Annotated in this window: 16 protein-coding genes and 2 pseudogenes; 5 read left to right on the top strand and 13 right to left on the bottom strand. The window is 68.2% G+C overall.

Annotation, left to right across the window (positions count from 1 at the left end; all coding sequences use genetic code 11):
- Positions 1-120: 120 nt before the first annotated feature.
- The 5 genes from AQJ91_RS12460 to ngcE form a co-directional block, all read right to left on the bottom strand.
- The gene (locus AQJ91_RS12460; protein ID WP_067019750.1) at positions 121-1,203 is read right to left on the bottom strand and encodes a sugar ABC transporter substrate-binding protein; all 1,083 of its coding nucleotides are present in this window, start codon (positions 1,201-1,203) and stop codon (positions 121-123) included.
- Between the two features lie 135 nt (positions 1,204-1,338).
- Positions 1,339-2,538 carry an ROK family transcriptional regulator gene (locus AQJ91_RS12455; protein WP_067019747.1) on the bottom strand — a complete coding sequence of 400 codons (1,200 nt, stop codon included), beginning with the start codon at positions 2,536-2,538 and terminating at the stop codon, positions 1,339-1,341.
- A gap of 183 nt (positions 2,539-2,721) precedes the next feature.
- Complete coding sequence (locus AQJ91_RS12450; protein WP_067019745.1) at positions 2,722-3,654, bottom strand: carbohydrate ABC transporter permease; 933 nt, start codon at positions 3,652-3,654, stop codon at positions 2,722-2,724.
- A 17-nt stretch (positions 3,655-3,671) separates the two neighbouring features.
- Complete coding sequence (locus AQJ91_RS12445; RefSeq protein ID WP_067019742.1) at positions 3,672-4,595, bottom strand: carbohydrate ABC transporter permease; 924 nt, start codon at positions 4,593-4,595, stop codon at positions 3,672-3,674.
- 39 nt (positions 4,596-4,634) lie between these two features.
- Positions 4,635-6,137: an N-acetylglucosamine/diacetylchitobiose ABC transporter substrate-binding protein gene (gene ngcE, locus AQJ91_RS12440; protein WP_067019739.1), complete on the bottom strand. Its 1,503-nt coding sequence runs from the start codon at positions 6,135-6,137 to the stop codon at positions 4,635-4,637.
- A gap of 315 nt (positions 6,138-6,452) precedes the next feature.
- Between ngcE and AQJ91_RS49205 the strand changes: the two are divergent.
- The 3 genes and pseudogenes from AQJ91_RS49205 to AQJ91_RS12420 form a co-directional block, all read left to right on the top strand.
- A pseudogene (locus AQJ91_RS49205) lies at positions 6,453-7,021 on the top strand (hypothetical protein); the annotation flags it as partial.
- A gap of 248 nt (positions 7,022-7,269) precedes the next feature.
- A complete protein-coding gene (locus AQJ91_RS12425; protein WP_079084855.1) occupies positions 7,270-7,773 on the top strand; it encodes a hypothetical protein in 504 nt (167 codons plus the stop codon).
- A gap of 4 nt (positions 7,774-7,777) precedes the next feature.
- Positions 7,778-9,739 carry an alpha-glucuronidase gene (locus AQJ91_RS12420; protein ID WP_067020160.1) on the top strand — a complete coding sequence of 654 codons (1,962 nt, stop codon included), beginning with the start codon at positions 7,778-7,780 and terminating at the stop codon, positions 9,737-9,739.
- Here AQJ91_RS12420 and AQJ91_RS12415 read toward each other — a convergent pair.
- The 6 genes from AQJ91_RS12415 to AQJ91_RS12390 form a co-directional block, all read right to left on the bottom strand.
- Complete coding sequence (locus AQJ91_RS12415; protein ID WP_067019728.1) at positions 9,733-11,745, bottom strand: beta-galactosidase; 2,013 nt, start codon at positions 11,743-11,745, stop codon at positions 9,733-9,735. The two genes, AQJ91_RS12420 and AQJ91_RS12415, sit on opposite strands and share 7 nt — an antisense overlap.
- On the bottom strand, positions 11,742-12,428 hold the full coding sequence (locus tag AQJ91_RS12410; RefSeq protein WP_067019725.1) for a YesL family protein: 687 nt from the start codon (positions 12,426-12,428) through the stop codon (positions 11,742-11,744). Before AQJ91_RS12410 ends, AQJ91_RS12415 begins: the two co-directional genes overlap by 4 nt.
- On the bottom strand, positions 12,425-13,936 hold the full coding sequence (locus AQJ91_RS12405; protein ID WP_079084854.1) for a GH39 family glycosyl hydrolase: 1,512 nt from the start codon (positions 13,934-13,936) through the stop codon (positions 12,425-12,427). The genes AQJ91_RS12410 and AQJ91_RS12405 overlap by 4 nt, the downstream gene beginning before the upstream one ends.
- Positions 13,933-15,588 carry an ABC transporter substrate-binding protein gene (locus tag AQJ91_RS12400; protein WP_067019722.1) on the bottom strand — a complete coding sequence of 552 codons (1,656 nt, stop codon included), beginning with the start codon at positions 15,586-15,588 and terminating at the stop codon, positions 13,933-13,935. The genes AQJ91_RS12405 and AQJ91_RS12400 overlap by 4 nt, the downstream gene beginning before the upstream one ends.
- Before the next feature lie 64 nt (positions 15,589-15,652).
- A complete protein-coding gene (locus tag AQJ91_RS12395; protein ID WP_067019719.1) occupies positions 15,653-16,534 on the bottom strand; it encodes a carbohydrate ABC transporter permease in 882 nt (293 codons plus the stop codon).
- Complete coding sequence (locus AQJ91_RS12390; RefSeq protein ID WP_067019716.1) at positions 16,528-17,520, bottom strand: ABC transporter permease; 993 nt, start codon at positions 17,518-17,520, stop codon at positions 16,528-16,530. The genes AQJ91_RS12395 and AQJ91_RS12390 overlap by 7 nt, the downstream gene beginning before the upstream one ends.
- Before the next feature lie 224 nt (positions 17,521-17,744).
- Here AQJ91_RS12390 and AQJ91_RS12385 point away from each other — a divergent pair, with 224 nt between their 5' ends.
- Positions 17,745-18,740, top strand: a complete 996-nt coding sequence (locus AQJ91_RS12385) for an acetylxylan esterase (protein WP_067019714.1) — start codon at positions 17,745-17,747, stop codon at positions 18,738-18,740.
- Here the strand turns inward: AQJ91_RS12385 and AQJ91_RS49200 are convergent.
- Positions 18,730-19,121, bottom strand: a pseudogene (locus tag AQJ91_RS49200) (glycoside hydrolase domain-containing protein); the annotation flags it as partial. The gene AQJ91_RS12385 and the pseudogene AQJ91_RS49200 sit on opposite strands and share 11 nt — an antisense overlap.
- Positions 19,122-19,260: 139 nt before the next feature.
- Positions 19,261-19,494 (bottom strand): hypothetical protein, encoded by a 234-nt coding sequence (locus AQJ91_RS12380; RefSeq protein WP_067019711.1) that lies wholly within the window; start codon positions 19,492-19,494, stop codon positions 19,261-19,263.
- Between the two features lie 424 nt (positions 19,495-19,918).
- Between AQJ91_RS12380 and AQJ91_RS12375 the strand changes: the two genes are divergently transcribed.
- Positions 19,919-21,007 (top strand): lytic polysaccharide monooxygenase auxiliary activity family 9 protein, encoded by a 1,089-nt coding sequence (locus AQJ91_RS12375; RefSeq protein ID WP_199847914.1) that lies wholly within the window; start codon positions 19,919-19,921, stop codon positions 21,005-21,007.
- The last annotated feature ends 9 nt before the right edge of the window (positions 21,008-21,016 follow it).

The following is a 21,016-nucleotide window of genomic DNA, read 5'->3' as shown; positions in this document are numbered from 1 at the left end:
GTCGGACGTGTCTCGCGGGACCGCTCGGCGGTCGTGAAACCCGGGTCCCCGGCTCGGGACCCGAGTCTCTGCCCGGAGTTCGAGTGGCCGCTCGGGCGAGCGGCCACTCGGGGCGCGTGCCTACTCGAGGCCGGCGTCCTTGCAGGCCTTGGCGTACGCGGCCGTGCAGATCTCCTGGACGGTGTAGAGCTTGTCCTTGATCACCGTGTCGTTGATGTTGTCCTTGGTGACCGACACCGGGGTCAGCAGCTGCGAGGGCACCTTGTCGCCGGAGCCGCTGGTCAGCGTCTCGGTGGCGAGGTCGTCGATGCTCTTGCCCTCGAGCAGGTTGACCGCGAGCTGGGCGGCGGCGTCCGCCTCCGGCTTGAAGGCCTTGTAGACGGTGCTGGACTGGGTGCCCGCGACGATGCGCTGGATACCCGCGAGCTCCGCGTCCTGACCGGTCAGCGGGATGCCGCTGACGCCGGCGCCCTTGAGGGTGTTCGCGATACCACCGGCCATGCCGTCGTTGGCGGCGTAGACGCCCGCGATGTTCTTGGCGCCCAGCTGGGTGATGGCCGCGGACATCTTCTGGGCGGCGACGGTGTCCTTCCAGAGGCCGGACTGCTCGTAGGCGATGTCGACCTTGCCGTCGAGGGCCTTGTGCGCGCCCTCCTTGAACTGACCGGCGTTCGGGTCGGCGTCGTCACCGTTGATCATGACGACCTTCGACTTGGTGGTCGCCTTGTCGCCGAGCGCGTCGATCAGCGCCTGGCCCTGGAGCTCACCGACCTTGACGTTGTCGAAGGAGACGTACGCGGAGACCGGGCCCTGGGCGAGGCGGTCGTACGCGATGACCTTGATGCCCTTGTCGACCGCGGACTGGATCGAGGACTTGATGGCGGCGGAGTCCTGGGCGCTGATCACGAGGACCTTGACGCCCTTGGTGATCATGCTGCTGACCTGCTGGGCCTGCTTGCCCGCGTCACCCGCGGCGTTCGCGTACTCGACCGTGCAGTCGTCGCACAGGTCCTTGACCTTGGCCTCGAAGAACGGGCGGTCGAACTTCGCGTACCGCTCGGTGACGCTGTCGGGCAGCAGCAGACCGATGGTCTTGCTGTCGCCCGCGTTACCGCCGTCGGAGTCGTCGTCGCCGGCCTTGCCACAGGCGGCCGCGGTGAGTGCCAGCGAAACCGCGGCGGTGCCGATCACGACTCTACGCATCGATGCGTTCATTGGGGGTGTGCCTCCCTGACAGGGCCGCAACGCTGCGGCCGAGGTGGCTGGAAGTCAACTCGGCCACACGTGCGACGTCAAGAAGTAAATCCTTAACGGCTTGGCAACGGTGCCTTCCGTTCTCTAAGTGAAGGCAGGCGTGGCCGCATGCAGCGTGCTGTCCAAAAGGGTTGAATCACCCATCTCGCTGAGCGCGAGAGCGAGTGCTCCGAGAACCTCCGCACGACCTCCAAGTGCCCCCGGGAGAACGGAGAGTTGACGTGCCGCACTGGGGATTGCGTAGCGGCCGACGGACTCTCTTATCGGGCCGAGCACCAGCTCACCGGCCTCGGCGAGATCACCGCCCAGGACCACTCTGCTCGGGTTCAGGAGATTGCAGAGATTCGCGACTCCACTGCCGATATGTCGGCCGACGTCGGCGATCACCCGACGGCAGCCCGGGTCTCCGTCCCTGGCCAGCCGCACGACGCCCTCCATGGTCAGGTCGGTGCCGTGAGTGGACTGGAGGAGCGGAAGCACATAGCGCGCGGCCGCGAAGGTCTCCAGGCAGCCCCGGTTTCCGCAGCGGCAGACAGGGCCGGACTCATCAAGAGTAATGTGACCGATTTCTCCCGCTGTGCCACCCGGGCCCCGGTAGATCCTGCCGCTGATGACCAGCCCGGCGCCGACACCGCTGGCGACCTTGATGTACGCCAGGTCTCGCACCCCCCGGCCACTGCCCCAGACCAGCTCGCCGAGGGCGCCGAGGTTGGCGTCGTTGTCGACGTGCACGGGCACGCCGAGACGGGCGCGCAGCTCCTCGGCGGGCCGGGTGCCCGTCCAGCCGGGCAGGATGGCGGTCGAACCCAGCGTCCCGGACTCGACGTCGATCGGTCCCGGCACGCCGACACCGACGCCCGCGATCTTGGAGCGGTCGACTCCGGTGGCCGCAATCAGCCGGTTGACCAGCTCTTCCGCCCGGTCGAAGCCCTGCGTGGAGGAGGCGTCGACGTCCAGCGGCTCGGACTCCTCGGCCAGCACCTGGTGGGCGAGGTTCCCGACCGCGACGCGCAAATGGGTGTGGCCGAAGTCGACGCCGATGACGATGCCGGCGTCCCCGCTGAGGGAGACGCTGCGGGCCCGGCGGCCGCCCGCCGATGTGGGCGTGACCTCGACGGTTCCGCCGTCCTTGAGCTCGCGGACGATGTTGGAGACCGTCGCGGCGGACAGACCGGTGGTCCTCGCGATCTCCGCCTGGGTGAGGGACCCGGCCAGCCGTACGGCCCGGACGACCCGTTCCAGGTTGGCTCGGTGCAGTGACGACTGCGACCCCGGAGTCTCCACGACGACCTCCTGCGCGCGGGACCGCTTCAATGAGGCCCCGTCCATGTCCAACTAGTGAACTCTAAGCTGAGCCGTTCGGGCCGCCTCCCGTCAAGAGGTTGAACCGGATCCGGGAATGTGCACGCATGCCTCGCCGGGCCGTCCCGCAGGGGGAGACGGCCCGGCGTCGGACGGTCGCGGGGGCTACTTCAGGGCGCCGGCCGTGAGGCCCGCCTGCACCTGCCGCTGGAAGACGAAGTAGACGATCAGCACCGGCAGCATCGCGATCATCATGCCGGCCATCAGGGCGCCCCAGTCGTTCTCGTAGCCCTGCTGGAGGGCGATCATCGCCAGGCCCTGGGTGAGCACGTACTTGTCCTCCTCCTGGTTGAGCACCATCGGCAGCAGGTACTGGTTCCACTGCCCCAGGAAGTTGAAGATGCCGATGCTGATCAGGCCCGGCTTGGCCATCGGCAGCATCACCTGGAAGAACGTTCGCGTGTGCGACGCCCCGTCGATCAGCGCGGCCTCCGCCACCGACGTCGGCAGCGTGCGGAAGAACGCGGTCATGAAGAAGACCGTGAACGGCAGCGAGTAGGCGATGTAGACCAGGATCAGTCCGTGGTACGTCGCCAGCAGCGAGCTGCCCGGGAAGTCCCGCAGTACGAAGAACAGCGGGATGACCAGCATGAACACCGGGAAGGACATGCCGGCCACGAACAGGTAGTAGATGAACCGGTTGCCCGGGAAGGTGAACCGGGCCAGCACGTACGCGGCCATCGAACCCAGCACCATGGTGCCGACCACCGAACCGCCCACCACGATCGCGGTGTTGAGGAAGTACTGGCCCATGTTCGCCTTGTTCCAGGCGTTGGCCCAGTTCTCGAAGTGCAACGAGGTCGGCAGGCCCCACGGGTCCGACAGGATGCCGTTGCTCGTCTTGAACGAGCTCCACAGCACCCACAGCAGCGGTACGCCGACCATCAGCGCCCACACGACGAGCATGCCGTGCGAGAAGACGTGCAGTACGCCGCCCTCGGAGCTGCGGCCGTCGGTCGGGCCGAGCTTCCTGGTGACGCCGCCGGGACCCGGTTCGTCCGTCTTGGCGACCGTGCCCGTGTTGGTGTCCGTCGTCATGTCGCCCGTACCTACCCCTAGAACTCGATCCGCTCACGCCGCGCAAAACGCATCGTGAGCACTGCGAACGTCATGGTGACGATGAGCATCGCGATCCCCATCGCGGACGCGTAGCCGAACTGGCTGTCACGGAACGCCGTCAGGTACAGGCGCAGCGGCATGACGTCCGTGGCGCCGTCGGGGCCGCCCATGTTGACCGACATGATCTGCACCAGGGCGAAGCCGTCGAGGGCGATGATGCCCATGTACACCCAGCCGGTCTGCACGGTGTCCCACAGCAGCGGCAGGGTGATCCGGAAGAAGGTGTGGAAGCGGCCGGCGCCGTCGAGCAGCGCGGCCTCGTAGATGTCCCGCGGGATGGACGCCATCGCCGCCGAGAACAGCACGACGTAGAACCCGACGTGGGACCAGATCATCACCGCCATGATGCACAGCAGGGCGAGGCTCTTCTCGCCCAGCCAGGCGTTCTGCAGGCTGTCCAGACCGACCGCGCCGAGCAGGGAGTTGAGCATGCCGTCGTTCGGGTCCGGGTTGTAGATGTTGAACCAGATGACGGCGATGATCGTGATGGAGATGACCTGCGGGAAGAAGAAGACGAAACGGTAGAACTTCGAACCGGCGACACCGGTGATGACCTCGTTCTTACGCCGCTTTCCGCCGACGTTGAGCATGAAGGCGAAGAACAGACCGAGCGCGAGCGTCACGATCGGCACCGCGATCAGCAGGTAGACGTTGTGCCGCAGCGCGTTCCAGAAGTCCTCGTTGTTCCACAGTCTTTCGAAGTTCTCGAATCCGACGAACTTCGCCGTGCCGACGAGCCCCGACCAGTCGGTCAGCGAGATCTGGAACGCCTGGACGAACGGCGAGATCACGAAGATCGCGTAAACGATCACTGGCAGGGCCAGGAAGCCCACGATGAATCGGTATTTGCCGTGTTGCATGGTGCTTCCCGGCCCTTCCCCTCAGTCGTCCCGCCTGGCCTACTTCTCGCGCTTGAATTTCTTGACGGAGTCGTCCTTGGCGACGGCGTCGGCGTATTCCTGCGTCTTCTTGATCCAGTCCGCCGCCTTCATCTCACCGGTGAGCAGCTGCCCGGTGAGGCCGCCGATCTTCTCGTCCGTGAGCGAGGGGTACCACTCCTGGAGCTGGAGGCTGATGATGTTGTCCCCGGCCTCCTTGAACGCCGTGCTCGCCGAGGCCAGGCCCGGCGAGAGAGTCATGCCCTCGGTGGCGTCGACGACACAGGTCAGCGACTTCACCAGCTTGGCGAAGTTCTGCGCGTGCTTCTTGGAGAGCATGATGCGCAGCATCTCCATGCCGCCGGCCGGGTTCTTGCCCTTGCTCGCCACGATGTACGGCTCGCTGGGCTCGGCGCGCAGGGTGCCGTGTGGCATCCCGTCGCCGCCGGAGCCGTCGAAGAGGGCGCCGACGGACATCGCGAAGTCCTTGGGCGTGGTCGGGGCAGCCTCGTTCTCCACCCAGGAACCGTTGGGGATGAAGATCGCCTTGCCCTTGTTCCAGGCGGTCTGCGACTGAATGTGCGTCAGGCCCTGGCTGCCCTCCAGGAAGTACTTCTTGGCGGCCAGCTCCTCGTAGTGCTCGACGACCTGCTTCACGGCGTCGTTGCTGGTCCAGGCCTTGGGCTCCAGGTTGTCGATGGCGATCCAGCCGTCCATGCCGCCGATCTTGGCGATCTGGGCGAACAGGTTGAAGTGGACGTAGTACGGATACTTTCCGGCGTACGTCCAGGGCGCGATGCCCTTCTTCTTGATCTCGCCGCAGAGCGTGACCATCTCGTCGAGGGTCTTCGGGTACTGCCAGCCGTTGTCGTCGAGGGCCTTCTGCGAGTACCAGGTGCCGTAGATCGTGAAGGCGTAGTAGAGCACGTCGAAGGTGTCGCCGTGCTTGCCCTTCTCGATGGTGCTCGGGTGGATGACGTCCGAGATCTTCTTGTCGGCGTCGTCCATCGAGGGCGCGTCGAGCAGCGCCTGGAGGTCCTGGAGCTGGCCCTGCGTGGACAGCTTGTTCATGTCGAGGTGGTCGGCGCCGGAGTTGTCGATGACGTCCGGCGGGTTGCCGCCCGCGAAGCGCGGGGTCAGCTTGGGGCCGACCTGCTGGGTGCCGGTGTGCTTGACCTGGGCGCCGTACTTCGCCTTGTAATCGGCCTCCGCGTCCTTGGCGTACTGGTCGCCGAGGCCGCCCTTGAAGATGAACGCCTCCAGGGCCGCGCCCTTCTCCACGCCGAGGGGGTTGGTGGCGGACTTCGGCCCGCCGGGCGCCTTGCTCGCGTCGTCGTCGCCGCCCCCGCCGCCCGTGGCGCACGCGGAGAGAAAACTCATCGTGGGTACGGAGATCAGACCGAGCGCGACGGACCGCTTGATCAGATCGCGGCGGCCGACACCTGCGGATTCCTTGTTCACGGTGGTGCCGGTGTGCTCGGGGTTCTCGGGGTTCTCGGGGTTCTCGGCGGAAGTGGATCCCATGCTCAAGTCCTCGCCTTCTCCAGGACTCAGGCGGTGAACCGGATCCTCCCCGGCACCGCGATCGGGTCAAGCTGGGTCGTGCAGGAAGTGCGGGTCGTACGGATCGGGTGAATCGCCGACAGGTATAGTCCACTTCCCGCCAGGGGAGCAAGATCGAATGCAAGGTTGGCCATGGGTCTTTTCCGAGTTGAGACCTCGCGGAAATATGAGCGGCCTGTGTACGTCGGGACGGAAAAATGCTTGTCATTGCCCCCGAATGCCACAGCCAACACCCTTGACATCACTGGCCACTTGAGCAAGTAGTAGTCCTTGCGTATCGAAACTGACAACGTTGTCCCGTGCACAGGGAGGGTACCTGTTGATCCAGGGCAGAGCACGGCACGGACAGGGTTCACCTCCTCCTTCGAGGCCGACGATCCGGCACCCGACCGGCTCAGCACCGTCGACACGGCACCGGACGGGGGCAAGCGCGCGTCGGGCGTCGCCGGCGGCTTCAGCACCGGCATCCCCGGCAACGTCCGTTCCGGCTGGACGTCACGCGGAACAACGGCGCCGCCGGGATCCTCCAACTCGCCGACGTGCGGTTCTCGACCGGCGAGAGCGACGGCCCCGTCCCGCAGGACATGCTCTCGCTGGTCGACCCCGGCCCGAGCGGCTCCCCGACGGCGAAGGCGGGCGCCGGCTGCACCGGCAAGCGGGCGCTGCGGTACGCCGGACGTCATACGGCGGACGGGCGCGGGTACTCGTACAACAAGATCTAGGACGTGAACGTGGTCTTCACGGACGGCACGTACCTCAGCGAGCTCGGCGCGACCGACCAGCACGGCTTCGGGCTGTCACCGCGGGGACAGGGCGCGGCGAAGGTGCTGTACGTCAACCAGTGGACCTTCCGGTGTCCGGGCGCACCAAAGGCCGTGCCGTACACCTTGACGTCCTCGTCGGACCAGGCGAAGGCGCCGACCGGCTGGACCCTCCAGGGCAACGTGCGTTCACGGTGGGGTTGTCGGGTACGTACGCAAGGTACCGCCTGGTGCTGGGCGGCCCCGCCACGCTGTCGGAGGTCGAGTTGCTGTCCTGAGCCGGGCCATCCGAGGGAGGGGAAGTCGCGGGGATGATTGGTGGAAGACGGTTCGTGGGACTGCTCGTGTCAGCGGTCCTGGCGGTCGGCGCCCTGTTCGGCACGGCCGCGTCGGCCCAGGCGTACAGCCCGAATCCCAGCCTGAGCAAGTACTACTACGACACGGACGGCTGTCCGTGCAGCGGCGGAAATCTCACCGACCCGTTCGACGGTACGTCCTTCGCGTACGACGCCGGCGGGCTGGCCGTGAAGATGGAGATGTCCGACGCGGGCTGGTTCATCGGCAAGGTGGAGTTCCACCCGTACGACGAGAAGCTCTGGGTCTACGACACGCGGAACGACGGCGACTCGTACGTCGTCTCCGTCAGCTACACCTCGGGGGGCTCCTACCACTACGTCGGCATCTTCCAGCCCCCGGGCACCTCGGCGACCGTGGACCTCATGGTGGCGGACCTCGACATCCCCGAGGGCGCCTACGTGGACATCTCGGTCTACGACGACACGGAGCGTTCCGACCTGATCGGTGCCGCGCGTGGCACCGGCGCGGCGGTGGCCTGACGGTATGGAGACGGATCAGGCATGGCTGCCGACCGCCGCCTTCCGGGCGGTCGGCAGCCGGCACACGCTCGTCCACGGGACGGGACCGCTCGTGGACACGGTGCACCGCGAACTGGCCGCCGGGTGCGGCCGGTTCGGCGGGAGCGTCGTACGGGGCGCGGAGGGCGGCGGCTCGTGCGACCTGGTGCTCGAACTGGGCGGCGACGCGGAGGCTCTCGGCGATGAGGGATTCACATACGCGCGCGAGGTCGGGCGGACGACGGTCACCGCCGCCGGTCAACGAGGGCTGCTGTACGGGCTGTTCCATGTCGTCCGGCTCGGGGAGGAGGCGTTTCACGGCGAACGGGCCCAGGAGATCCACCGGCCGACGACGGCACTGCGGATGCTGGACCACTGGGACAACGTGGCCGTGCACCCGGTGATGGGCCAGGTGGAGCGGGGTTACGCGGGCGGGTCGCTGTTCTGGGCGGACGGCTGGGCGCGGGGCGACCTGGAACGGGTGCGGGCGTACGGCAGGCTGATCGCGGCCTGCGGCATCAACGCCGTGGCCGTGAACAACGTCAACGTGCACGAGACCGAGGCACACCTGCTCACGGACCGGATCGGTGAGGTCGCCGACATCGCGGGCGCGTTGCGGCCGTACGGCATCCGCACCCACCTCTCGGTCACCTTCGCCGCGCCGGTCGTGCTCGGTGGGCTGCCGACGGCCGATCCGCTGGACGAGGCGGTGCGGGCGTGGTGGGCCGGGGCGACGGCGCGGGTGTACGAGGCGATCCCCGACTTCGGCGGGTACGTGGTGAAGGCCGACTCGGAGGGCCGGCCCGGCCCGTTCGCGGACGGCCGCAGTCACGCGGACGGCGCGAACATGCTGGCCGCCGCGGTCGCCCCGCACGGCGGCACCGTGCACTGGCGGGCCTTCGTCTACGACCACCGCCAGGACTGGGGGGACCGTACGACGGACCGGGCGCGTGCCGCGTACGACCATTTCGTGCCGCTGGACGGGGAGTTCGCGCCGAACGCGGTGCTCCAGGTCAAGCACGGGCCGATGGACTTCCAGGTACGGGAGCCGGTCTCACCGCTGATCGGCGCGATGCCGGGCACCCGGCTCGCGGTGGAGGTGCAGGCCACGCAGGAGTACACCGGGCAGCAGCGGCATGTGTGCTGGCTGGGACCGATGTGGAGTGAGGTGCTGCGGTTCCGGCCTGAAGAGGGCGTCTCGGTAGGAGAATTGGCGCGGGGCGGACTGGTGGCCGTGTCCAACGTCGGCGACGACCCGTTCTGGACCGGGCATCCGCTGGGCCAGGCGAACCTGTACGCCTTCGGACGGCTGGCCTGGAATCCGGATGCGGATCCGGGTGCGGTTCTGGACGAATGGATCGGGCTCACCTTCCCCGAGGCGCCCGAGCGGTTGGTCGCCGGGCTGCACGACGTGCTCGACGGGTCGTGGCGGACGTACGAGAAGTACACGGCTCCGCTCGGCGTGGGATGGATGGTGCAGCCGGGGCACCACTACGGGCCGAGCGTGGACGGCTACGAGTACAGCCCGTGGGGCACCTACCACTTCGCCGACCGGGACGGGATCGGCGTCGACCGGAGCGCGGCGACCGGCACGGGGTACGCGGCGCAGTACGCCAAGCCGTGGGCCGAGTTGTACGAGTCGCCGGAGACGTGCCCCGACGAGCTGCTGCTGTTCTTCCACCACGTGTCCTACGGGCATGTGCTGAAGAGCGGGAAGACGGTGATCCAGCACATCTACGACACGCACTTCGAGGGTGTCGAGGAGGTGGAGGAGGCCCGGGAGGTGTGGGCCTCGCTCGCCGGGCTCGTGGTCCCGGCGCGCCACGCGCGGGTGACGGAACTGTTCGAGGAACAGCTCCGCAGTGCCCGCGAGTGGCGCGATCAGATCAACAGCTACTTCTTCCGGAAGTCGGGTGTGCCCGACGCACATGGGCGCCGAATCTACTGAATCCGCAGGATCGCTGTGCCGAGCGGGTCGAGGGTCAGGGGTTCGCCCTCCTCGACCCGTTTGCCGGTGAGGAGGTCGGTGGCGGGGGCGTGGGCGGTCAGGCGGGCCGGCTCGGCGGCGTGGTTGAGGAGGAAGAGGAGACGGGTGCCGTCGGCGGTGACGCGGGTCGCGGTCTCCAGGCCCGTGTGCTCGGCGTACGGGCCGGTCAGGCCGTGGCGGGCCAGGACGCGGCGTACCACCTGGTCGACGCCGGGTTGGTCGAGTGCGGTGGCGACGTACCAGCCCTCCCCGGCACCGAAGCGGTTGCGGGTCACGGCGGGGGTTCCCGCGTAGAAGTCGGCGCCGTATGTGGCGACCGGCTCGGCGCCCTGCGGCAGCACGATCTCGAACACGAGCCGGGCCTGAGCCGACAGCTCGGGGACGGGCTGGACGAACTCCGGCGGGCGGGCGTCCCATTCGTCGACGCGGACGCCCATGAGGGGAGCGAGGGGGCCGGGGATGTCGGTGAGGAAGGCGCGGTCGTGTGCGTCGACGCGTCCGGAGAGGAAGGTCGTGAGGACGCTGCCACCGCCTGCGGCCACGGCTTCGAGCCGCTCGGCCAGGTCGCCCTTCACCATGTGCAGGGCGGGGGCGAGGACCACGTCGTACGGGGTGAGGTCGGCGGTCTGCGGGACGACGTCGATGTCGGCGCCTGCCTCGCGGGCGGCGCGGTAGTAGGCGTGGACGGTGTCCTGGTACCTGACCAGCCGGGAGGGGCCGTCGGAGATCTCCAGGGCCCACCAGCTGTCCCAGTCGAAGAGGAGGGCGGTACGGGCGGGGGTGCGGGCGCCGAGGGTCGTGTCGCCGAGCAGCGTCAACTCCCGCCCGATGTCGGCTACTTCGCGGAAGACCCGGGTGTCGTCGCGGCCCGCGTGGCCGATGACCGCGCCGTGGTACTTCTCGCAGGCGCCGCGTGCGGCGCGCATCTGGAAGTAGAGGGCGGCGTCGGCGCCGTGGGCGATGGCCTGGAAGGTGGCGAGGCGGAGTTCGCCGGGTCGGCGGAGCGGGTTGACGTCACGGCAGGCGGTGGTGGACGGGGTCTGCTCCATCAGCCAGAAGGGGGCGCCGTCCTTCAGGCCGCGCATCAGGTCGTGGGCCAGGGCGGGCCAGGTGGGCGGGGCGTCGAGGGGCGGGTAGCTGTCCCAGGAGGCGAAGTCGAGGTGGGGCGCCCAGCGGTGGTAGTCGAGCGGGTGAAACATGCCCATGAAGTTGGTGGTGACGGGCGTGTCGGGGTCATGGGCGCGGATCACCTCCTTCTCGGCGAGGAAACAGCCGAGCAGTGCGTCGGTGGTGAAGCGGAAGTAGTCGAGGGTGATGCCCTGGAAGGCGGTGTGGTCGGGGCCGCGCCAGTGTTCGGTGAGGGCGTTCGGGGGCTCGATCTCGTCCCAGTCGGTGTAGCGGTGCGACCAGAAGGTGCTCCACCAGGCGTCGTTGAGGGCGTCGAGGGTGCCGTGGCGGTCCCTGAGCCATTCCCGGAACGCGTCCGCGCACAGGTCGCAGTAACAGACGCCGCCGTACTCGTTGTTGATGTGCCAGGCGAGCAACGCCCGGTGTTCGGCGTAGCGTTCGGCGAGTCGGGCGGCCATCGCCGTGGCGTGGCTGCGGTACGCCGGTGAGCTGGGGCAGAAGTTGTGGCGCTGGCCGTAGCGGTGGCGGCGGCCCTCGAAGTCGGTGCGGTTGACGTCGGGGTGCCGTTTGGCGAGCCAGGGCGGGAGGGCTGCCGTGCCGGTGGCGAGGCAGACCTGGCGGCCCTCGGCGGCGGCGCGGTCGAGGATGCGGTCCAGGACGCTGAAGTCGTAGGTGTCCGGGGCGGGTTGGGTGAGGGACCAGGAGAAGACGCCGACGGTGAGCGTGTCGATGCCGGCCTGGGTGAACAGACGGTGGTCCTCGTCCCAGACCGGCTCCGGCCACTGCTCGGGGTTGTAGTCACCGCCGTACGGGATCCTGGGCGTGCGAGGCGGGGTCATGCGGTGAAGTCCTCCTGGGTCTCGGCGATCACCGGGCGGCTGCTGTGCAGCAGGGAGAGCAGCAGTGGGGCGGCCAGCAGGGCGGGCAGGGCCTCGGTCAGCAGGGCGGTCATTCCGCCGGCCAGCACGAGCAGCGAACCGGCGGCGAGGGTGGCGCGGCCGCGCCGGACGAGGAAGTACGCGGCGAGGCGGGCGGTGTCACGCGTACGGAAGGTGAAGAGCGAGCACAGCACGAGCGCGTGCGCACCCCAGAGAAGCGAGCCGAGGCCGATGAGCACGAGCAGCACCGCCCACCAGCCGGGCAGGCCGGTGGCGGAGAAGTGGCTGAGCGTGAAGGCGACGATGGTCAGCCAGCCGAGCAACGGCACCCAAAGCCGCAGCGAGGGAAAGGCGTTGAGCCGCCAACCCCGGCAGTAGGTGCGGGCCGGGTGGAGGTCGGTGAGGTCGCGGCTGCGGTGGCGGAGTGCGTAGACGGCGGCGGAGAGGGCCGGGCCGAGCGGGAGGAGGCATACGGCGGCGAGGGGCAGGTTGGACGGGTCGGGCCCCAGCAGGAAGAGCCCGGCCAGCCCTGGCGAAGCAGCGGCCAACAGCAGGACCTCGACAGTGACGAGGGTGTGGATCAGGGCCGCGGCACGGGAGAGGGGCCCGGCGCCGAAGACGGCGGGAGACGCGGACGCGCTCACCCTGGCGCCTCCCTTCCGAGCAGCCGCCCCTCGTCCGCCCACGGCGGCGCCTCCTCCTCGACCGGGCTGAGTTCGACAAGGGTGACCTCATGGCGGGCGAGCGTCAGATCCAGGTCCACCCGGCCCTCCTCTACCGGCAGGCGCAGGTGGTGGCGGGCGGGCTCAGCAGCCTCGTGCAGTACGTCGAGTTGGTGTGGGCGGGGTGAGCGGGGGCTGCCCATGCGCTGCCAGGCTGTACGGGCGTTGCCGTGCTCCTCGTCGGCGGATGAGCGTCGTACGAACGCCGCCCCCGAGGCAATCGGGACGGACAGGCGCAGGCGATGCCGTTCGGGCCCGGAGGGCTCGCCGGTCGGGTCGACGGGGGCCCAGGCGAGGACGGTGACCCGGCCGTCGGGGTGCCGGGTGACCAGGTGGTCGTCGGCGCGGGAGAGGAGGTCCGGGCCCATGCGTGCCATGAAGGCGTACAGGTGGTAGGTGGGCTTCTTCACCTGGCGGTGGGTGAGCAGGCCGAAGCCGCCGTGGAAGAGGGCGGTGGGCACGCCGGCCTCCTCGAACATGTCGCTGAACGTCCAGTACGAGAAGGAGTCGGCGTGATCCCCGCCGTACGCGAGGACGGGTGCGAGGTACGCGGCGTGGAAGGCGGTGTCGTGGACCGGGTTGTCGGGCCGGTAGGAGGAGTTGAACTCCGTTATATGGAGGGGAAGTTCGGCCAATTTGCTGCCCTTCAGACGGGCCCGCGCCGCCGCGAACTGGTCCAGCAGGGCGCTCGCCGGCGCCAGCGTCTGGTGCACGCCGAACGGCACATGCTGGGCAGGACCCGAGGTGTACGCGTGCTTGGACACGAAGTCCACCGGCACCCCCCGCCGCTCCGCGAACTCGGCGAACCGCTCCAGCCACTCGTCCGCGCCCGGCGAGATCGCCGGACCGCCGACCTGCAACGACGCGTCCACCTCCTTGACCGCGCCCGCCGTCACCTCGTACAGCCGGTGATACGCCGCCTCGTCCGCGCCCTCCCAGAAGTCGGCCAGGTTGGGCTCGTTCCACACCTCGACGGGCCAGGTGCGCACCTCGTCGAGGCCGTACCGGTCGATCAGGTGAGCCATGGTCGACCGGACGAGGTCCGCCCACTCCTGGTGCGAGCGGGGCGGCGTGACATTGCCCCGCCACCAGAAGACCGTCCGCTCCCCCGACGCCAACTCCGTCGGCATGAAGCCCAGTTCGAGGAAGGGGCGGATGCCGAGCGCCAGATACGCGTCCACGACCTGGTCGACGTACGTGAAGGAGTGCTGGACGCGCCGCTCGCCCTGCCAGTCGTACGGCCGGTACACCCCCATGCCGTCGCTGAGCAGCCCGTGCCCACGGATGTACCGGAAGCCGATCTCACGTTGGAGCAGGGCGAGGGAGTCCTGGTAGTCGCGGCGCAGGGCGAGTTCGACGCGGCCCGTGCCGACGCAGGCACGCCAGGCGTCCGAGAGGCGGCCGGTCGGCGCGTCGGGGACGCGGATCACCCGTTCTCCTTCTTGAAGCGCTCGTACGCCTTGTTGTGCAGGTCGACAAGCCGGTCCATGTTCTTGGCCTTCAACTCGGAGACGTACGCGTCCCATTCGGACAGCCGACGCTTGCCGAGGGCGAACTTGAGCATGTTCTGGGTGACGTGGTCCCGGAGCGGGGTGTCCCAGAGGGAGGCCTGTTCCTGTTCCACGGACTGGAGGGGGTGGGCCGGGGCGATGGGCAGTTGGCTGCGCTGGGCCATCGCGGCCTGGAACTTCTTCTCGTCCGGGCTGAAGGACGAGGACACCAGGGCCCAGCTGCCGCCGTAGGTGAAGACGCCGTTGAAGAAGCCGTAGTCCTTCTGGAGGTCCTTGGGTGCCTCCGGGTCGGAGCCCATGAGGGTGATGCCGTCGGCGAGCTCGTACTGGCCGCCGGACTCGGTGTAAGTGACGCCCTTGACGCCCCACTTGGAGAATTCCTGGCCCTCGTCGGAGTACCACAGCCAGTCCACGAACTGCATCATCGCGACGAAGTTCGCGCTCTTCAGCGCCTCGCTGGAGATCATGACGCCGTTCTCCAGGCGGGAACCGCCCAGGACCACGGGCCCCGCCGGGCCGAGCGGCACCGGCACCATCTCGATCTTCGCGCCCTTGACCTGCTTCTCCAGGTTGTAGCGGTAGTTCTGCACCAGCTCCTGCGGGTTGGCGCTGATCGCGAAGGTCTTCTCACCCAGCAGCTTCTGGATCGCGTCGTCGTCGGTCTGGGTGAAGCTCTCCGGGTCCATCAGCTTCTCGGCGACCAGTTTTCTCAGGTACTCGATGACCTGGCGGTAGCCGTCCGTCGCGCCGGTGAAGACGAACTTCTTCCCCTTCGGGTCCCAGCTGATGTTCTCGTACGTCCAGCCGGCCCGGACGCCGAACGCCTGGCCGAGGTAGCTGTGCAGGGCGCCGACCGGGAACGTGGTGTTGGTGCTCCAGCGGTCGGAGAAGGGGTAGCGATCGGGGTACTCCGCCTTGATCGCCTTGAAGACGTCGTACACCTCGTCCCAGGTGGTGGGCAGGCTCAGGCCGAGCTTGTCGAGGACGTCCGTGCGCAGGGCCAGCGAATAGCCGGGCTTGGGCTTCTCGTGCAGGCCGGGCAGCAGGTAGTACTTCCCGTCGGACTGGCGGATGGAGTCGAGTTCGGGCTCCATGGCCCACTTCTTCACCTTGGCCCGGAAGTTGGGCATCAGATCCACGTACTCGCTGACCGGAAGGATCGCTCCCGACGACACGAACGCGACCTCGGAGGGGTGGTACGTCTTGGGGATCAGGAACGGGGCGTCGCCCGCGCCGATCATGACGCTGCGCTTCTTCTCGTAGTCGCTGAGCGGGACGCCGATGGGCTCCAGGGTGACGCCGGTGCGCTTGGTGAGCTCCTTCCAGAACAGCCAGCTGTTCTTCATCGGATACACCGGGTTGTTGTTGTGCAGCATCGGGAACGAGAGCGGCTTGGCGGCCTTGAACTGCTGGCCGGCGCGGTAGTTCTTCATCGCGCCGTTCTGCTTCTTGGAGAGGTCCTTGGCGTCCCCTCCGTCCTCGCCGCTGCCGCAGCCGGTGAGGGTGGCGAGGCCGATGAAACCCGCTGCGGCGAGAACCTGGCGCCGCGACAGCTGCCCTGCGTTCTTCACGGAGACTCCTTTGTTCCGTAAGTGATATGACGGTTCGTCAGCCAGGATCTGCCCGGCCGGTCCGTCAGCCTTTGACCGCGCCGAGCATCACGCCCGAGACGAAGTAGCGCTGGACGAACGGGTACACGCAGAGGATGGGCAGCGACGTCAGCACGATCGTGACCGCCTGGATGTTCGCGGCGGCCTGGCTGAGCTGCTCGGTGCCCGCGCCGGCGTTGCCGCCGGTGGTGGCGCCCGCGATGAGGTTGCGCAGATAGACGGTGGCCGGCATCAGCTCGGCCTTGTCCATGTAGAGGAACGCCCCGAACCAGGAGTTCCAGAAGGACACCGAGTAGAACAGCACCATCGTCGCTACGACCGCCTTCGACAGCGGCAGCACGATCCGCAGCAGGGTGCCGTACGTGTTCAGGCCGTCGATCTGCGCGGCCTCCTCCAGCTCTGTGGGCAGGCTCTCGAAGAAGGCCTTCATCACCAGCAGGTTGAAGACGCTGATGGCGTTCGGGATCGCCAGTGCCCAGATGGTGTTCTTCATGCCGAGGCTGGTGATCAGCACGTAGTTGGGGATCAGACCGCCGGTGAAGAACATGGTGAACACGGCGATCCCGACGAGCGCGCTGCGGCCTTTGAGGTGCTTCTTCGACAGGACGTAGGCGTAACAGGTCGTCAGGACCATGGCCACGACGGTGGATACGACCGTGTAGAGCACGGTGTTGCCGTAGTTGCGCCAGAACATGGAGTCCTGGAAGACGATTTCGTAGGTGGTGAGGTTGAACCCCTGGGGCCACAAGGTCACTTCACCGGCCCGGATGTGCCGCTCACCGCTGAACGACCGGGCAATGATGTTCACGAACGGGTACAGGGTGACGACCACGACGAGTGTGAGGATCACGCCGTTGACGCCCTGGAAGACGCGGTAGCCCCTGGTGGGCCGATGGACACTCACCACAGGCTCGTCCCCACTGTGCGGCGCGAGAGCTGGTTGGCGGACGTGATCAGGACCAGGCCGATGACCGCCTCGAACAGGCCGATGGCGGCGGCGTAGCTGAAGCTGTTGGACTCGACGCCGGCCCGGTAGAGGTACGTGGAGATCACGTCGGCGGTCGGATAGGTCAGCGGGTTGTACAGCAGCAGGACCTTCTCGAAGCCGACCGCCAGGAAGGTACCGACGTTGAGGATCAGCAGCGTGATCATGGTGGGGCGGATGCCGGGCAGGGTGACGTGCCAGATCTGCTGCCAGCGGTTGGCGCCGTCGATGCGCGCGGCCTCGTAGAGGTCCTCGTCGATCGTGGTGAGCGCGGCGAGGTAGAGGATCGTGCCCCAGCCGGCGGTCTGCCAGATCTCCGAGCCGACGTAGATGGTGCGGAACCAGCCGGGTTCCTGGATGAACCGGATCGGGTCGTGCCCGAACCAGCCCAGCGCGTGGTTGACCGGGCCGTCCACGGCGAGCATCTGCATGGTGATACCCGCGACGATCACGATCGACAGGAAGTGCGGCAGATACGACACCGACTGCACGAACCGTTTCAGCGAGCGTCGGCGCACCTCGTTGAGCAGCAGGGCGAGCACGATCGGGATCGGGAAACAGAAGACGAGGGTGAGCGCGCCCATCCAGAGGGTGTTGCGGAACACCTGCCAGAAGGTGGGGTCGCTGAGGAACATCTCCACATAGCGCAGCCCCACCCACTGCTCGCCGAAGATCGAGCCGCCCGGCTCGAAGCGGCGGAAGGCGATCACGTTGCCGATCATCGGCAGATAGCGGAAGACCAGGAAGAACAGCAGCGGCAGCACGGCCAGCGAGTACAGCTGCCAGTCGCGGCGCAGCGCCCGCCGCCAGCCGCCGCGCGCGAGGCGGGGCGCGGCGGAGGGCGCGGGCTTCGGCGGGGGCGGGTCCTGGGTGCCGGGCGATGGCGTCGATCTGGTGGGGGTGCTCATGCTCGGTCCTCCCGGACGACTGCACGGAACCGAAACTTTCGAGCTCTTACCGGTAACTCGCGGCAACTTAAAGCCCTCAGAAAGCGCTGTCAATGGGTGTCACAGCGGTCAGTTGAGCCACCGGCACGGCGTTGAATTCACTCAAAGGCGGGTAAGACCCTGGAGTTCACGCCAGCTGTCATCGCAAGTTTCTGGATGAAAACCGACTCCTGCGAGGTGCCGCAGTGCCCGCGTTCGACCTGCCGCCGAAGGACCTGGAGCGCTACCGTCCGGACCTCGAAGAGCCCGCGGGATTCGACGAGTTCTGGCAGGAGACCCTCAAAGCGGCCGGGGAATCGGAGCTGTTGGTGTCGGTACGACCGGTGGCGACCGGCCTGCGGCTGACCGAGACCTGGGACGTGACCTTCCGGGGCTTCGGCGGCGACCCGGTGCGCGCTTGGTTCAGCAGACCGGCCGGGGTACGCGAACCACTCCCCGCGGTCGTCGAGTTCGCGGGCTACGGCCGTGGCCGCGGCCTCCCGCACGAGCGGCTGACCTGGGTGAACGCCGGGTACGCGCATCTGCTGATGGACAACAGGGGCCAGGGCGACCAGTACGGCAACGGCGGCGCCACCCCCGACCCGCACGCCATGGCACCGGGCGGCCCCGGCCCCGCCGTACGCGGCATCCTCGCCCCACGGGACCACCACTTCCGCCGCCTCATCACGGACGCGGTGCGCGCGGTGGCCGCCGTGCGGGAGCTGCCGGGGGTGGCCGCCTCGCGGGTCGCGGCCGTCGGGAACAGCCAGGGCGGCGGGCTCGCCCTGGCCGTCGCGGGCCTGGTCCCCGACCTGGCGGCGGTCCTGGTCACCGCGCCCTTCCTGTGCGGGATCCGGCGTGCGCTGGACCTCACGGACGCGGCTCCCTACGGCGAGATCACCGCATACCTCGCCGTGCACCGGGGTGCCGAGCAGGCGGCATACGACACCCTCGCCCATATGGAGGGCATCTCCTTCGCCCGCCGCGCGCACGCCCCCGCCCACTTCGGCGTGGGCCTACGAGACACGGTGTGCCCGCCGAGCGGGGCGTACGGCGCCTACAACCGTTACGCCGAGCTGACCGGCGCCGACCCGCGCAAGGAGATCCACGCCTATCCGTTCAACGGCCACGAGGGCGGCGACGCGGTGCATGTACGCCGCCAACTGGACTGGCTGGAGGACGTGTTGAGCATCCCGATGTAAAGGAGGGCGGCGGCTCGGAGATGCCCCACGCCCGGTCGGGCGTCGTACCGGAGAGCGTGCAGTCCAGCCTGCCGCCGTACCGCACGAACGATGCCGGGAGCCAAGCCCGGTCGCTGATACGGCCGTTGACCTTCAGGGAGTGTACGTACGGCGCGTCCGTGGCCGCTCCCTCCGCGTGGACGGAGATGTCGTTGCCGTGCGGCCGGCCGATCTCGATGCGTAGGAACAGCGGTGAGGCCAGGTCGAGTTCGGCTCGGGAAGGCACCTGGGGTACATGCCGAGCGCGGCGAAGACGTACCAGGACGACATCGCGCCGAGGTCGTCGTTGCCGGGGATGCCGCCGGGTTCCGTCGACCGGAGCTCACGCATCGCCGCCCGTAACGCATGACGCGACCGCTCCCCCTTTGAGCGGGTCAGTGACGTGCGTCAGCGTTACCACGGGTGACGCCCTCCGCCGCGCGGGCGTGCACCGCCCTCACCCGGTCGGGGCAGCCACGCCGCACCGACCGGCGTTCCGCTCTCAGCCGGAGCCACTGCGCGCGCTCGCCCGGAAGGCCCTTTCCTCATGCGGACCGTAGGCGAGGTCGAAGACGAGCAGCACGCCGGTGCGGCGATCTCGGCCCTCCTCCGCGTCTCTCAGCTGGACGTCGATGCGGCGTTCGCGGACGGTGCCGATGATCGCGGGGAGCGTCACGAGGGACAGGACGGCGAGAGTGATGACCGTCTGGACAGTAGCGTCGAAGGTGTTGTTCATGACACCAGCCTGATCCCAAACAAGCCCGGGCGGCAGTGGCAGGGCTGCCGCCTGTCGTCAAATTCCTGCCAGGCCCGAGCGACGGGCGGGGCAGGTCCTCTTCAGGTTCGGCTCAGGTCGCTCCCCCAGAGTCGTTCGCGCCCGGCCGTCCGCTTCGGACGTGCCACGACGAAGGCAGCCGGCGACGATGACCGAGCTCGACACGTCACCGCATCACCAGTGACCTGACCACAGGCGTTTACAAGCGAGTCATTCGGCGCTAGCTTCCGCAACAGGTGGTGGTGGGAGCGCTCCCATACGGGTGGACCGGAACCTGCCCGCGGGACGCTCCCGCCCCCACACATCCGCACTCGCACCTCTGCGCACACGCAACCACACACACGCATCCGCATGGCCCGTACCTGAAGGAACGGACTTATCTGTCATGATCCTGACAAGAACAGGGGCGGCTTCGGCACGCCGATTAACGCTCCCCACCCGCGCCAGAGCCCTCTTCCTCGTCCTGGTCTCCCTGATCGCCACCCTCCCCGCGCTCGCCCTCGTCATGTCGGCGGGCGGCGAGGCGGAGGCCCACGGCACCCCCATGAAGCCCGGCAGCCGCACCTTCCTGTGCTGGCAGGACGGCCTCACCGACACCGGCGAGATCAAGCCGGTCAACCCGGCCTGCCGGACCGCCCAACAGGTCAGCGGCACCACGCCGTTCTACAACTGGTTCTCGGTGCTGCGCTCGGACGGCGCCGGCCGCACCCGCGGCTTCGTGCCCGACGGTGAACTGTGCAGCGGCGGCAACACCAACTTCACCGGGTTCAACACCCCCAGCAGCGACTGGCCGTTGACCCACCTCACCTCGGGTGCGACCGTCGACTTCTCGTACAACGCGTGGGCGGCGCACCCGGGTTGGTTCTACGTCTACATCACCAAGGACGGCTTCGACCCGACCAAGACCCTCACCTGGAACGACATGGAGGAGCAGCCCTTCCTCTCCGTCGACCACCCGCCGCTGAACGGCTCCCCGGGCACGGTCGAGGCCAACTACTCCTGGTCAGGCAAGCTCCCCGACGACAAGTCGGGGCGGCACATCATCTACATGGTCTGGCAGCGCTCCGACAGCCAGGAGACCTTCTACTCCTGCTCCGACGTCGTCTTCGACGGCGGCAACGGCGAGGTGACGGGCATCAAGGAGCCCGGCAACCCGACCGACCCGGTACCCGGCGAGTGCTCCGCCACCCGCCGTACGACGGGCAGCTGGTCCGGCGGCTACCAGTCCGAGGTGACCGTCACCAACACCGGCGACGTCCCGATGCTGGGCTGGATGGTCGACTGGACGCTCCCGAACGGTCAGCAGGTCGACAGCCTCTGGAACGGCGACGCGACCTACAACGGACAGTCCGTGATGGTCCACAACGCGAACTGGAACGGCTCCCTGGATCCCGGGGAGAGTGCCAACTTCGGCTATGTCGTCACCGGTGGCGGCGGCGATACGGCGACGACCCTGCCCTGCAGAGTCGGGTGAGCAAGGGCC

Source organism: Streptomyces dysideae, assembly GCF_001514305.1.
Classification (GTDB): domain Bacteria; phylum Actinomycetota; class Actinomycetes; order Streptomycetales; family Streptomycetaceae; genus Streptomyces; species Streptomyces dysideae.
Note: the sequence above shows the minus strand (reverse complement) of the source record. Positions and strands in the feature narration are given on the sequence as shown.

What these genes read in the sequence shown, in the direction of transcription:
- AQJ91_RS12445 (WP_067019742.1), bottom strand. Translation starts at nt 4,595, where the DNA reads ATGCAACACGGCAAATACCGATTCATCGTGGGCTTCCTGGCCCTGCCA.
- AQJ91_RS12460 (WP_067019750.1), bottom strand. Translation starts at nt 1,203, where the DNA reads ATGCGTAGAGTCGTGATCGGCACCGCCGCGGTTTCGCTGGCACTCACC.
- AQJ91_RS12450 (WP_067019745.1), bottom strand. Translation starts at nt 3,654, where the DNA reads ATGACGACGGACACCAACACGGGCACGGTCGCCAAGACGGACGAACCG.
- AQJ91_RS12415 (WP_067019728.1), bottom strand. Translation starts at nt 11,745, where the DNA reads ATGACCCCGCCTCGCACGCCCAGGATCCCGTACGGCGGTGACTACAAC.
- AQJ91_RS12390 (WP_067019716.1), bottom strand. Translation starts at nt 17,520, where the DNA reads ATGAGCACCCCCACCAGATCGACGCCATCGCCCGGCACCCAGGACCCG.
- ngcE (WP_067019739.1), bottom strand. Translation starts at nt 6,137, where the DNA reads ATGGGATCCACTTCCGCCGAGAACCCCGAGAACCCCGAGAACCCCGAG.
- AQJ91_RS12380 (WP_067019711.1), bottom strand. Translation starts at nt 19,494, where the DNA reads ATGAACAACACCTTCGACGCTACTGTCCAGACGGTCATCACTCTCGCC.
- AQJ91_RS12420 (WP_067020160.1), top strand. Translation starts at nt 7,778, where the DNA reads ATGGAGACGGATCAGGCATGGCTGCCGACCGCCGCCTTCCGGGCGGTC.
- AQJ91_RS12375 (WP_199847914.1), top strand. Translation starts at nt 19,919, where the DNA reads ATGATCCTGACAAGAACAGGGGCGGCTTCGGCACGCCGATTAACGCTC.